Genomic DNA, 13616 nt, shown 5'->3' with positions numbered 1-13616 from the left:
CTCTGTTGATGCGTTGATTCTATTGCGGCAGGTAGAAACAATTAATACGTTCATTTACTTATGGCAACGCGTGAAAAACCTGTTCACACGTTGCCATCACCCTGCTATTTACGCAGTTTGGAGGCAAACAAGCCCTCTGGTTTCATCATCAAGATAGTGACAATGACGAGCAAGGTAGACACTTTGCCCATAGAGCTGGTCATAAAGAATTGCAGGACAGATTGCGCCTGGGCGATACCGAAGGCCGAAGCAATCGTACCGACAATGCTGGCTGCACCACCAAATACCACCACCATAAAGCTGTCGACGATGTACAAGGTACCTGTGGTCGGGCCGGTAGAAGCAATGGTGGTAAAGGCCGCACCGGCGATCCCGGCAATGCCGCAACCCAGGGCAAAGGTCACACGGTCAACTTTGGCGGTGTTAATCCCCACCGCGCCCGCCATGGTGCGGTTTTGCACCGTGGCACGCACGCGCAGGCCCCAGCGAGACTTGAACATGAACATATAGACGCCAAAGGTCACCAGCGCAGCCAGCACCATCACAAACACGCCGTTAATCGGGATATCAATGTCCGGGGTTGGCTGGAAAGAACCCAGCATCCATTCTGGCAGTTCGGCGCTCACTTCTTTGGCACCAAATGAAGAGCGGAAAATTTGCTGCATGACCAGGCTCAAACCCCAGGTGGCCAGCAAGGTATCCAGCGGCCGCTTGTAGAGGTGCCGGATCATAATAAATTCAATAAAGTAACCAACGGCGAAGGCCAGTACAAAGGCAATTGCAATCGCAAACACGAAGTAATAATTCGTGAAGCCATAGGTCGCAGCCACTTTGGAAATCAGCACCGTGGTATAGGCACCTATCGTCATAAACTCACCGTGGGCCATGTTAATCACACCCATCTGCCCGAAAATAATCGCGAGACCCAGAGCCATCAGTAGCAACACTGTAAACATGCTCAGACCTGAAAAGCCCTGCATCACCACAATATTGCCTATCTCAGCCATTGAATAACCAAACATATCGGTCTCCTTTAAATGCTACTTCTCTAAAATGTTGTTTACTACTTGCGCCAAACGGTAGCCGGATATTCTCCGGCTACCGCTCAAGCTGTTAAGCCACTACCGGTTTATTGGTAGCCTTTTGGAAATGGATCTGGTTTGATGTAGTCAGAGGTGTAAACCACTTTGGCCTGGCCATCCTTACCCCATTGACCAATACGGAGCTTGGTCGTCAGGTGATGGTTAGCTTCAACAGTCACAGGACCTTCAGGTGCATCTTTGAACTCGTAACCTGGCAATGCAGCTTGCACTTTATCGACATCGAAGCTACCTGCGCGCTCAACTGCCGCTTTGTACAACCATGGGCCCAGGTAAGCCGCTTGTGTTACGTCGCCAATCACAGCATCTTTACCCCAGCGTTTTTTGAATGCTTCAACAAATTTCTTGTTGGAATCATTGTCTTGAGACTGGAAGTACTTCATCGCTGAGTAGAAACCAGCCAGGTTTTCACCGCCAATACCCAATACTTCATCTTCAGTCACTGAGATGGTCAACATGGTTTGCTTGCTGGAGTTCAAACCAGCCGCGTTCAACTGTTTGAACCAGGCCACGTTACTGCCGCCCACCACCGCTGCATAGATCACGTCAGGTTTTTTCAGTTTGATTTTGTTGATCACAGAACCAAATTGCGTGTCGCCCAGCGCGATGTACTCTTCACCTACCACTTTGCCGCCCAGATGTTGCTCGATGTGTTTACGGGCAATTTTCATCGAGGTACGTGGCCAGATGTAGTCAGAACCAATCAGGTAGAAGGTTTTGGCTTTTTTCTCTTTAGCAATCCAGTCCAGACCTGCCAGAATTTGTTGTGTGGCTTCCTGGCCTGTGTAGAACACGTTTTTGGATTGTTCCAGGCCTTCATAGAAGGTTGGGTAGAACAGCAAGCCATTGTCTTTTTCAAACACTGGCAAAGCCGCTTTACGTGAAGCCGATGTCCAGCAGCCCATCACAGAAGCCACTTTGTCTTTTTCCAGCAACTTCTTCGCTTTTTCAGCAAAGGTTGGCCAGTCAGAGGCACCATCTTCCTGCACGATTTCAATCTTGCGACCCAGGATACCGCCCATGGCGTTAATCTGCTCGATGGCCAGCTTTTCAGCCTGGATAGACCCTGTTTCACTAATCGCCATGGTACCGGTGGCGGAATGCAGAATACCTACTTTTACCGTCGTGTCAGTCACTGCCAGGCCGGTGGTGTTTACTTTTGCCGTTGGAAAATCTGCAGCAAAAGCATGACCGCTGATGAGGCCTGCGGCCATCATAGCTCCCAGCAATGCGCCTTTCATAAAACCTCGTCTGTTTAAGGTACTCATTACATCTTCTCCTTTATGGATAAATCAATTAAGTTAATTGCTATTTCTGCTTACATACATGTGAATACTGGCGAGTGTCCGATCGAACTAATGTCCGATCATCCACGGTCTTGCTGTTTTCTTGGTTTGCATTTGCATCGCAGGTTTGCCGTTATCCGGATTCACCTTGGTCGTGGTCTTACAGGTATGTGACCCGGTACAACCACAACTGGAGCGGCGACCGCTGCGAGGCTCATGCGCAGATTTCTCGTTACGTTCATATGCGGAGCGTTGCTGCTTGCCCAGAATGGCCAGTTTGGGCACAGAAAGGATGCGCGGACTTTCGGCACCGCAACACTCACACTCTGCTGGCAAACTGGATTCACTCATTTTGCGTAGCGCGGTAAACACGCCACAACTGTCACACTCATATTCGTAAAGAGGCATCTGTACCCTTTCTTTGCCGGTTTGCCTGGGCAAACCTGGCCTGATGAAAACGTTTTCTTGTTAAGTACGGGCTTACGTACTCGGCGCCACGTTAATACCAGGTGGCACTTCAATTTTCGGTCCATCGGCATTCGGCCGGATATCAAACTCGAAGATTTCAGTCGGGATCCACAAAGTGGCGCAGGCGTTAGGAATATCCACGATGCCGCTGATATGCCCTTCTACCGGTGCCGTGCCGAGAATCGCTACTGCCTGCTCGCCGCTGTAACCAAATTTCTTCAGGTACTCGATCGCGTTCAGGCAAGCCTGACGATAAGCAACATGTACATCCAGGTAATGCTGCTTGCCCGCTTCATCCACTGAAATACCTTCAAAAATCACGTAATCACGGTAAGTCGGTGTGATCGGGCTAGGCTGGAAAATCGGGTTTTTGATCGCATATTTCTTCACACCGTCTTTGATCAGGCTGACTTTGATATCCAGATAACCGGCCATCTCAATCGCACCACAGAACGTGATTTCACCATCGCCTTGTGAGAAGTGCAGGTCACCCATGGAGAGGCCGCCATCCTTCACATAGACCGGGAAGAATATTTTCGAGCCTTTGGTCAGGTTCTTGATGTCGCAGTTACCACCGTGGTCACGAGGTGGCACGGTACGCGCACCCTCCGCCGCCGCTTTTGTGGCAGCCTCACCAGACAAACGGCCCATGACGGCAGATTTAGGCTCAGGTGGCAGTGCCAGTGCCGGCACGCGGTCCGGATCCGTTGCAATCAGCGCAGCTTCACGCTCATTCCATGTCTCCAGCAATTCACGTGATGGCAGGCAGCCAATCAAACCCGGGTGCATGATGCCGGCATAGCGTACCTTAGGCACATGGCGGGAAGTGGTGTATACGCCGTGGAAATCCCAGATCGACTTGCTGGCTTTAGGGAAATGGTCAGTCAGGAAACCACCGCCATTCTCCTTGGCAAACAGGCCGTTAAAACCCCATTGCTGGTCGTCAAAGGTACCTACGTCCAGAATTTCTACTACCATCAGGTCACCCGGTTCAGCGCCTTCGACGCCGATTGGGCCGCTCAGGTAATGCACCTGAGTCAGATCCACATCACGGATATCATCGGCGCTGTCATTGTTGCCAATCTGGCCACCGGTCCAGTCCATACACTCGACGCGGAACTCATCGCCAGGTTTTACCATGGCAATCATCGGCAGATCTGGATGCCAACGGTTATGAATCTGACCGTCCTGCTCCCAGGGCTTTTTATCCAAATCCAGCTTCACTATTGTTTTCATGTCACTCATCTCCTAATAAGAAAAGTTAGGTGAGAAAGGGTTATCAGTCTTGATTAGAATTGCATCTGCAAAGCGACTTTGAAGTCGTTGGTATCAGATGTGGTTGAAGTGTCAGTCTTACCGTAGCTGGCAGTAATCATGGCGTTGTATGGCGCGATCACATAGCTGGTACCGATCTCGACACGCTTGGTATCTGCGCCAGTACGGGTATTGGATGTACCGGTTGTCACACCATCCGCGTCAAACTTTTGATAGCGGACAAAAGGTTTGAATTTGCCCCAGCCGATTTCGTCCTGGAACAAATAGGCAACAGCCGCTGAGTAAGCTTTACCTTGTTCGCCCAGAATGGCATTGTCGGTGTCGTAGTAGTAATAGGCAGCTTCAGCTGAGAATGTGCCCGGACCGACATCTTTCTTCTCTAACAAGAAGTCAACGCTGTAGGAGCTGTAGTCACCTACCGCGCCCAAGCCGCTGACCACGCCGTCTTTTTTCACACGCCCGGCCACACCAACAGACAAAATGTCTTTGGCACCAAAGTAGCTGCCTGTGCCGTAATAGCCTGGCTCTGCGTCCCAGAAGTTGTATTGCACACGGCCTGCATACATTAATTTGTCTTTAGTACCCGCAGTTTCTGATTGCGCACCCACACCGCTCAAGCGGAAGATGTTGTCACCTTCAAAAGCACCGAAGGACACTGCCAGATGGTCTTCCAGGAAGCTGGTCACCACTGCCACACCTTCATCACGGCCAATCACACCACCGTTGAAGCCATAACGTGAAGCGATGCCGCTCCAGTAGCCGCCACCCATAGAGTAGTAAGGACCCGCCATGTTGGCGCGATCACTTGGAGACAGGAAACGACCAGCCCAAATCGCCACTTCTGGTGTTAACTGGAACTGTACGTTGGCATCAATTACTTGAATGGTGTCACTGCTACCACCACCTGGTGCTGCAATGTTTTTCTCTGTGTTCAACATGCCTTTGATGTACTTGTTGAACGAACCAGATAAATAAATACGGGCACTGTCTAAAGAAAAATCGTTAGAACGGTCTTTACCGTTAGCTGCACCGTCTTCTACTGAAGAATAACCACCGATAAAACCAAAGCCAGCACTGATATACTTGTCCTCACCAAAAGTAATCGTGGCACCCGCGTTTGCCATTTGTGCACCCAGGCCGCAAGCCATTGCTACTGCTGTATGCAAGGCACATTTTTTCAAGTTCATCATTTAAAACTCCCTTTCTCGTTAAATTCAAACAATCACAGTTGATCAAAACTTGCGCTCAGCTTAACGAGAGGGGGGTGTAGGACAAATACGTCAATTTGCGTAGTGATAGTGACTGCGAAACACAGCTAGACTGCGTATAACAAATTGATAACAGGACAAGCAATGCGTCTTTTAACTTACCTTCTTTTAACTGCTTTATTGGCGGGATGCGGCGAAGTATCTTATAAGCGAGGCGGCTCGCAACAAGACATAGACCGCGCGCACCAGGCTTGCCGCGGCAGCGGTGACCAGCTTGCTGCCTGCCTGGCCGAACACGGCTGGCAAAAACCGCAAGTAGATGCGCTAGACCCGCTATTTGCCACCATAGAAGTGACAGATAACAAGCAGGCCAGCCAGGCCAAACCGAGTCCATTTATAGAATTACCGGCGGATACTCCGCAAAAACCTGTGACCGCAGCTGTTGCAAAAACACCACAAGCAGCGCCGCCAGGGCAGAGTAGCAAACCAGCAGAAAACAATACGACAGCGGTTGAAGAAGCGCCAAAAAGTGTGGCGAGTCACTCGACTGCCAACGATGGACCGGATGTCACCTATCCCATCAACTCGTGGTGGAAGATGGGGGCTTTCCCCAATCAGCTGAAACAGGATCAGCTATCTTGCGAGAAAAAACTTGGGCCGGACTATTTGCCGGATTACAAAACACAAACCTACAAACGGGCGTTTGTCGTGTGTATGCATGACCTGGGGTGGATGGCCATTCGCAACCTGAAATAAGCCGCCACCAACACATGTTCACCTATCGTTTTTTACTGTTAGCGTCGTCAGCAGATTCTGACATGACTATCAGAATCATGAGACTGTCATCAAATTATCCAGCTTTCTAGAATGCGCATACGCGTGAAATTTCATGCGTAAGTATCAGGCAACAATGCCTTATTTAGAGGGATGAACGATGATGAAAAAATTAGCGATGGGTGCAGTATTAATGGCTAGCGCAGTCACGGCCTTCGCAGAGGTTGGCGTGGCAGTGAGCGTAGGTCAACCAGGATTTTATGGGCAGATTGTGCTGGGGAATGCCTATCCGGCGCCACAACTCGTCTATGCCCAACCAGTGATTATTCAGCCGCCGCCAGTGGCCGTCGTGCAACAGCCTATGTATTTGCGTGTGCCGCCTGGCCAGATGAAAAAATGGGGCCGTTATTGTGGTAATTATGGCGCCTGTGGCCGCCAGGTCTACTTTGTGCAGGACAGTTGGTATCAGAACGTTTATGCGCCTCGCTATAACGCCTATGGCGGGCCAGGTGGCAGACATGATGACCATGATCACGGTAACTGGCATGACGATGATCGTGGGCACGGGCATGGGAATGGACACGGCAATGGTCGCGGCCGTGGGCGTGACTAAATAGCACATACCTGTCTGTACGCAGGCAGGTCGCATAGCAAGCGGATTCTTTGAAATTGTAAGGCGCCCGTCAGCTATTGCTGTTATGGTATGAAATCCAGAAATGCGCCAGTTCAAAGGCTGGCGCAGCTCTGCCAGATTTAAACGTCACAACTGATTGAAAAGCAATTGCTTGTTAACCACATGTTTAAAAAGCATGTAGCACAGGCAATTGCCCCTTGTTCAGCACGTTGTTTAACCAAGGAACAAGGACTTTGCAGCATCTTTTATTGAAACCATCATTGACCACGACAGTCAGCGATATTTCATGCCCGCCTTATGAATATCCGCCCGTCTTCCCCAACCCCTTTCCTGCCCCGCCGCTGAAATAATCGTTTTAAGTTTAGACGCAGATTGGTCAAAGTTTACTCGACGCCGCAAAAATTCAGCGAATCATAGAGTTAGGCGCGTTACCAAGAAGCAATCCACTGTGTTATCCACAGTAATTGTGGAATGGAAAAGCTGATTACTTTAAATGCTCGACTAAATAATCCACAAACGAAGCCAGTTTAGGTGTCGTCTGCCGCTCTTTGGGATAAACCGCATTCACTGGCCGAGAGGGTGGCGTAAACGCTTTGAGCACTTCTACAAGTTGCCCTGTGTGTATATCGTTTTCCAACAGCACTTTTGGCATCATGATAATGCCGATGCCTTTTAATGCCGCCTCCCTCAATGCTTGCCCATTGTTAGAGTCAAATCTAGAGTGACTGAAACTCTGGTTAGTCAGGGCTTTTTCAACCACCTTCCAGCCGCTTTGACTGCGCCAATTGGTAAAACCCAAACATTGATGATTCTTCAGATCTTCTGGTTTTGTTGGCGTACCATGCCTGCTCAGATAGGCGGGAGAGGCACATATCGACAGCTCAAACGTAGATAGTCTACGGGCGATGAGTGACGAATCTGACAGTTCGCCAATCCTGATTGCCACATCGAAGTGTTCATCAATAATGTCTACAAACCGGTCTGAAAGGGATAACTCCACACTGACATCCGGAAACTGATTTAAATAATCACACACAATTGGCGTCAGGGTAATAGACCCAAACCAGAGTGAGGCAGTGACTTTCAGTAAGCCCTTGGGTTTACCGCTTAAAATGGCCGTACCGGCTTCTGAATCTTCGACTTTCTTCAGAATCTCCTTACAGCTTTCGTAATAGGCCTTTCCAACTTCGGTCACTTGCAGCCTGCGCGTGGTGCGCTTGATGAGCGTCGCATCCAGCCTCTTTTCAATGGCGTTGATGTGTTTGGTCACCATGCCAGGAGACATTCGAAACACATTCGCGGCGGCTGTAAAACTGCCTAACTCCACCACTGATGTATACACCTGCATGCTGGTGAATCTGTCCATTCATTACTCTCAGTAAATAATATTTTTAATATTATGCTATTTATCAAAGTGATTGTAATCATCAGAATAGCGTTCATGCAGTAAAGCGCGCCTATTAAAAAGCGCTTCTATGCCCTGTTGATAGGCGAACATTGAATGTCATTATTGAAGAGGAGATTTCACATGAAAGTATTTTTAGGCATTGGTTCCGGCCCAGGCATGGGCGTCGCAACGGCAGAGCGCTTCGCCAAAGAGGGGTTCAAAATCATTCTGGCGAGTCGTAACGCCGACAACACGGGCAAATTAGTTGCCGAATTGAATAGCAAAGGTTACCAGGCCGAGGCCAAGGTGGTGGACGCATCTGATGCAAGACAGGTAGCCGCACTCATTGCCGCCGTTAAAAATCAGGAAGGTAACATTGATGTGCTGCACTACAACGCGGCAAATCTTCGCCAGGCCACAATCGCCAGTCAAGCCAACGACACGTTTAACAGTGATCTGGCCGTTAATATTGGCGGTGCCTTATCGGCGATTAAAGCAGTGGTACCGTTAATGACCGAAGCCAAATCAGGTTCTATCCTGCTCACAGGCGGCGGGTTTGCGCTATATCCAAGCCCAGACTATCTCTCGCTGAGTATTGGCAAAGCTGGCATTCGCGCGTTGACTTTGGGGCTTTTTGAAAACCTGAAAGAACAGAATATCCATATTGCCACTGTCACCGTGGCCACCTTTGTGAGCCCTGACTCAAAAGAGTCTCATGATGTCGCCGAACAATTCTGGACATTGCATTCCCAGCCTGCTGGTCAGTGGTCCGCAGAAACCATGTATCCAGCCAGCTAATTGTAGGTAAGCTCAATCTTGAGGGGAGGAGCAACCCTCCTTTCATGATGCACGGCAAGCTAATAGAGGCCGAACCTTAATACTCAAGGCCTCTCAGCCGCTTTCAACCATTCATTAAGCCCGCTGACACCAATTGTGAGAGACCGATCTTGAATCTCTATTACTCGACGTAACATATCCCCATCATCACTTTCCTCACGCTCCTCTGCTTCCGCAAACAACCTAGTCATCATTTGAGCAAAATGATTTTCATGGTCATAAAGGTTTATTTCTCCATTAATTACGAAGTAAAAATACAGTTCAGTTACCGCTAGAGCATACTCAGGATCTCTTTGTGACCAGGCATTTAACCATTCAGGTAACTCATACAAATAACTATCTTTAATTTCTGGATTTTGACGAACTACCTTGAAGCATTCGGTAACTAACTCTAGAGGTATGAAGTTATCGTTAGATTTACCGCTAAATAAATTCTCAAGTTGATTTGCTACAACATGAGCGTGGGAAATGCCCGTATCGAATCCAGCAGTGAGTCCTTTCAGGCACTGAACACGATGTTGTTTAATATTTTCAACATTAGTCCACACTGTTGCTGCACCCCGCCATGCGGAAGTGTTATTCAGTATCCTTAATTCAAATAGGAATACATCAAAATCAACATTGGAAATTAAGGCTGCCAATGCAGAGATTCTTCCCCAAATTTCCAATGCTTTTCCATTTTCCGAAGTTAGGAGTCGGGGCAGGATAGGTTCGATAATATCGAAATGGTGATAATAGGAGTGATAAAAGCAAGGTTCAGAAAATTCCCACAACTCTTGTGGTTGCCTCATAACAAGTTCAAATAATCTCCAGCCTAGCTCACTATCTAGACTTTGCAATTTGGGTAATTGTCGCAATATTAATACGCGTACTGATGACTCGCTATCACTTGCTAAAGCCTCCAAAGTTGAAATCAGTCCTGATGGATAAGGATTATTGTTATCTCGGAAGTTTATTGCAAAAGCAATCATCGCTTGTGCCAAGTCACCTTTTACTAATGCACAGCCTCTAGTTATTAAATCAACCTCTCCTTTGTAGGGATCATCCTGTTGAAAGTTTGCAAACGCTTTTGATAAATTCACCAACTTTTCGGCATGTTTTTTATCCAGAACGAAGTTAGCACAAGCAGCAATGACCTTAGCAGTAGCCGGGTTAAGTTCCCAATACTCAGGGTGTAGCTCCAATTCATTAAGAATCTGATTAGCTAATACATTTTCATCAGGATCTTCAACAGCTTGCCACGGGTCCTGGCTTCTCAAATTTCCAAACCTATATGACAGGTAAGTTGAAACTCCATCCATGATGTGATCTTTAAACACCCCTGCTATTTCAAACCAATCGCTATTTAATAATTTTAAAAATCTACTTGGGTGGCGGTTTGCTGCCTGAAACAATTGACCAGCCACATCGCGCTGGCCGCTCATGAGGAAGTAGATATCGTCTCGTTCTGGATTGATTTCAAAGTGTTTGAGTACCCTCAAAACACCAATATCGCTTAGGGTTAGAAAGGTGTTATAACTTAATTGTGATGAAGATCCACCTGCTCTTAATAGTATTTCTGGTTCACGAACTAATATTCCATGTTCATTTTGATAACTATCTAAAAATTTTTGGCCTGATTGAGATCTGAGGAAAGTTGGTATCGAAGCGAAATACTCTGCTCGATTTCTTAATACCCATGGTCTATTAACATTCTCAAAACCTTGCTCCTCCCAAACCTTGTGAATACACTCCATCACGGAGTCTTGTTTTGCTGGGGTCAAGAACTGAAAAGCTGACTGAATTAAATTTCCCAACTCATACTTGAGTTGGAATTCAAGTAGGTTTCTGTCACATAGCATTCGACCTATGATTTCAATATTATTCTCTGGGTTTTTCGTGCAGGCAATAATGCCGAAATAAATCAAAGCTCCCTCATGATTTAGGCAAACTCTATCCCGGTTGAATTTCCACCAATCTGAATGATTGGAGGCATGCGTAAGAATTGCAACCTCAATAGCACCAAAAAGGACTTCGAGGCTCTCAGCAGAGCGAATCACGCCCTGGCTATGAAGGCTTTCATATGAAGTTTCTCTAAGGAACCCTGAGTGGTATCCATTTCGCGTTTGTCGGTAGGTTTGTGTTTCAAACAAGCTCCACTTCTCCACTGAATCAAGGGCCAGATTCAGTAAGGTTGTTGAAGCCAACATCCTACGACTTAAAAACATATCCTCTGGCGACCCGAATTCGTGAGGCCGACAACGTAATTTATTGCCATACCGATTGTTGAGCATCTCTTCATCACTCACGTTGTTGAGGATGAATTTCCAGAGTAATGCATCATCCGCTGAGCCGGCAATGACACTTTTTGCGATCACTCGCCCAAGAAAGTTGTAGTGATCTGGAGGAATCTCTAAAAGCCGATTAATTAGTGGCAATGCTACGGCTATATTCTCAGTATTTACGTCACATAGATATGAACTAACACGATCAGGAAACTTAATCTCATACCAATCGAGATCCATCAACATTTTCCAATATGAGACTACTCCTGCAATATCATCATTACTCCATACTGAAATACGATGTACATGCGCCACGAGTCCATAAACGTTTTGCTCAGCCAAAAATTTGGGAATCAAGTGCTTAAGCCAAAAGTAATGCCACTCGATAGCATTTGCTGCTCCATAGATGACATTGAAAATACCAGTATTATTCTCATGTAAATCCCGCAGCATTGGCCAGTCATCATCTTGAGGCAGTTGCTCAGCAAATGTTTCCGCTACTAATCTACGAATATGAAATGCGGATTCTCCGTTCAATACACTGCGCACTTGTTTTCTAAAGTCACGTCGCTCGCCAAGTACTAATTGAGAAACAAAACTACGGATACTAGGACGTACGAATGGAACTGCAGGAAGTGTCTGTATGAACTGACTTAAAGTCACACTTTCTCTAATGGCACGACTAATTACTAACACATCAAGCAATGTTTGATGTCCAAACGTTAATTTATTGTCGTGAGTTTCCTGTAATACATTGAGGCTGCACAATACCCTGCGGATTTCTTGGGAGGCTTGGAAGTGTTGGTGAGGAACAACCAAGCTGCGCGTTCTGAGCATTTCAGTAGCAATGATCTCGATTGCTTTTAATGCTTCATCACCTAGAGCATCATTTTCTCGTACGATGGTTTCAAGGTATCGCTGAGCTAATGCTTGACTAGTGACGACGTTGAATGCGCCTCCAACTTGAGCCAACTCCACGAAAAGGCCAAACTCCCTTGGGTTTCGAATGAGCTCTTGCGTCGATTTATCTATGCCATCGATAGGTATTCCTAAACTGGATAACAAGGGACATACTTCCTTTTCCCAGTTTAGTGGCTGAATTGCCAACTCATAGTCCCAGGATCGTTCAGCTATGCGACGGTCATAGTGTCTATCAAAATCTCTACAGGCAGTTACTACAGTGATATTGGCGTTGATTAATAACTGATCAATCTGGCTTAGGAAATACCTTAGAACCCTGTGATCTCTTGAAATGGAAAGCACATCTAAAGAGTCCATAACAACGACGACATGAGAATGCTCAGACATTCGAGCAGCTTTCTCAACCCATTGATCTGACAATCCTTGCGCCTGCCTGTCTAGAGATGTAGCTAACTCAGCAAATTCTCGGGTTTGAATAAAAAGAGGTACGATGTTCCTTGTTAACGCTTGCTCTTCTAAGGCCTCTTGCAATGCAAGCATGGAACAAGTTTTTCCAGATCCGGGTTTACCAGTAAGTAATATTGATCGTCGTTTGGCATTTACCGCACCTAGGAGCTTACTCACAACATCGCTATGCAATCGTTGCCCAGCAATATCCCGTTTCCAAGTTCGCCCAACTGCAGAGGTTTGTGCGAAAGAATGACGTACATCACCAAGTTCAACTGGCGCAGCGAGCATAGAACCTGCTGTTTCCAATATGTGTTTTAGATCTTCTTTCGTAAAACGATGCTGAACCCCACTAGAACCCACATTACCGTGTAATCGCCCTCCGAGCTCATCGAGGCTTGTCCAAAGTGCGTTATATGCAATTTTAGGATTACTTGCAATTTGCTGTAGACGATCTATCAGATCATCTTTCATGAGCGCCAAAGTCTCACTAGCGACAAAATCCGTGCGCCTTATGAATTCGTAGGTTGAGAAGCTTTGTCCGACAAGCCTAAAGCGTGCTTCCAAAGCAGAATTCACTGCTTTCAGTTTATTGGAGAGATTTGCTAAAAATGTTTTCCCATCCGGCTGGGTCAAGCCGAACTCTCTTAACTTAGCCAGATCACCAAAATTGGAGCGAGAATAAAACAATACTTCAGATGTAGGATACTTAACTAAAAAGCTAACCGCTTTATCTATTTCCTCATCTAGATCAGAAACAGACCATGATTTGAAGTCAGTTTGGTTTTTCTTGCATTGGCATGCAATCAGAGAACCATCGGCCCTGCTAATGACTACATCGTCTACAGAATGCTCAACAGAATCTACTTGCAACCAAATATAGTCTGGGTTTGATAGCACCCTCAAAGCCCATCCAAACGCAATTAACGTCTGGTAGCCGTCACCAATATTTGAATAAACACCTGCTACGCTCAACTACACGCTCCCGTTCTTTCTTTTTCGTCTTGAATCGTTT

General features: G+C 46.9%; 10 protein-coding genes. 3 read left to right on the top strand and 7 right to left on the bottom strand.

The annotated features are described in order from the left end of the window. Positions 1–104: 104 nt before the first annotated feature. The 5 genes from urtB to B3355_RS07595 all read right to left on the bottom strand — a co-directional run bounded on the left by urtB (position 105) and on the right by B3355_RS07595 (position 5319). Positions 105–1022: an urea ABC transporter permease subunit UrtB gene (gene urtB, locus B3355_RS07615; RefSeq protein WP_019881613.1), complete on the bottom strand. Its 918-nt coding sequence runs from the start codon at positions 1020–1022 to the stop codon at positions 105–107. A gap of 107 nt (positions 1023–1129) precedes the next feature. Further along, entirely contained in the window at positions 1130–2368 is a 1239-nt protein-coding gene (gene urtA / locus B3355_RS07610; RefSeq protein WP_024929617.1) for an urea ABC transporter substrate-binding protein, read from the bottom strand. Between the two features lie 87 nt (positions 2369–2455). Then, a complete protein-coding gene (locus B3355_RS07605; protein WP_019881611.1) occupies positions 2456–2794 on the bottom strand; it encodes an FmdB family zinc ribbon protein in 339 nt (112 codons plus the stop codon). 72 nt (positions 2795–2866) lie between these two features. Further along, positions 2867–4090 (bottom strand): formamidase, encoded by a 1224-nt coding sequence (gene fmdA, locus B3355_RS07600; protein WP_019881610.1) that lies wholly within the window; start codon positions 4088–4090, stop codon positions 2867–2869. A gap of 53 nt (positions 4091–4143) precedes the next feature. Next, positions 4144–5319: a hypothetical protein gene (locus B3355_RS07595; RefSeq protein WP_019881609.1), complete on the bottom strand. Its 1176-nt coding sequence runs from the start codon at positions 5317–5319 to the stop codon at positions 4144–4146. A 162-nt stretch (positions 5320–5481) separates the two neighbouring features. On the opposite strand from B3355_RS07595, the gene B3355_RS07590 reads away from it, so the two are divergent. Next, a complete protein-coding gene (locus B3355_RS07590; RefSeq protein ID WP_292782207.1) occupies positions 5482–6093 on the top strand; it encodes a hypothetical protein in 612 nt (203 codons plus the stop codon). A 181-nt stretch (positions 6094–6274) separates the two neighbouring features. Further along, positions 6275–6724, top strand: coding sequence for a hypothetical protein (locus B3355_RS07585; protein WP_019881607.1), 450 nt, complete (start codon positions 6275–6277; stop codon positions 6722–6724). Positions 6725–7229: 505 nt separating this feature from the next. On the opposite strand, the gene B3355_RS07580 is transcribed toward B3355_RS07585, so the two are convergent. Continuing rightward, entirely contained in the window at positions 7230–8111 is an 882-nt protein-coding gene (locus tag B3355_RS07580) for a LysR family transcriptional regulator (RefSeq protein ID WP_292782204.1), read from the bottom strand. 162 nt (positions 8112–8273) lie between these two features. On the opposite strand from B3355_RS07580, the gene B3355_RS07575 reads away from it, so the two are divergent. Beyond that, a complete protein-coding gene (locus B3355_RS07575) occupies positions 8274–8930 on the top strand; it encodes an SDR family oxidoreductase (protein WP_292782201.1) in 657 nt (218 codons plus the stop codon). 83 nt (positions 8931–9013) lie between these two features. Here the strand turns inward: B3355_RS07575 and B3355_RS07570 are convergent, their stop codons facing one another. Next, positions 9014–13576, bottom strand: a complete 4563-nt coding sequence (locus B3355_RS07570; protein ID WP_292782198.1) for an AAA family ATPase — start codon at positions 13574–13576, stop codon at positions 9014–9016. Positions 13577–13616: the final 40 nt, after the last annotated feature.

Origin of the sequence: Methylophilus sp. UBA6697 (assembly GCF_002454655.1) — a bacterium.
GTDB lineage: Bacteria > Pseudomonadota > Gammaproteobacteria > Burkholderiales > Methylophilaceae > Methylophilus.
The sequence above is the reverse complement of the archived record's forward strand: the minus strand, read 5'-3'. Positions and strand labels throughout refer to the sequence as shown.

Excerpts from the sequence above, each read along its gene's own strand:
- urtB (WP_019881613.1), bottom strand. The coding sequence starts at position 1,022 with ATGTTTGGTTATTCAATGGCTGAGATAGGCAATATTGTGGTGATGCAG.
- urtA (WP_024929617.1), bottom strand. The coding sequence starts at position 2,368 with ATGAGTACCTTAAACAGACGAGGTTTTATGAAAGGCGCATTGCTGGGA.
- B3355_RS07605 (WP_019881611.1), bottom strand. The coding sequence starts at position 2,794 with ATGCCTCTTTACGAATATGAGTGTGACAGTTGTGGCGTGTTTACCGCG.
- fmdA (WP_019881610.1), bottom strand. The coding sequence starts at position 4,090 with ATGAAAACAATAGTGAAGCTGGATTTGGATAAAAAGCCCTGGGAGCAG.
- B3355_RS07595 (WP_019881609.1), bottom strand. The coding sequence starts at position 5,319 with ATGATGAACTTGAAAAAATGTGCCTTGCATACAGCAGTAGCAATGGCT.
- B3355_RS07590 (WP_292782207.1), top strand. The coding sequence starts at position 5,482 with ATGCGTCTTTTAACTTACCTTCTTTTAACTGCTTTATTGGCGGGATGC.
- B3355_RS07585 (WP_019881607.1), top strand. The coding sequence starts at position 6,275 with ATGAAAAAATTAGCGATGGGTGCAGTATTAATGGCTAGCGCAGTCACG.
- B3355_RS07580 (WP_292782204.1), bottom strand. The coding sequence starts at position 8,111 with ATGGACAGATTCACCAGCATGCAGGTGTATACATCAGTGGTGGAGTTA.
- B3355_RS07575 (WP_292782201.1), top strand. The coding sequence starts at position 8,274 with ATGAAAGTATTTTTAGGCATTGGTTCCGGCCCAGGCATGGGCGTCGCA.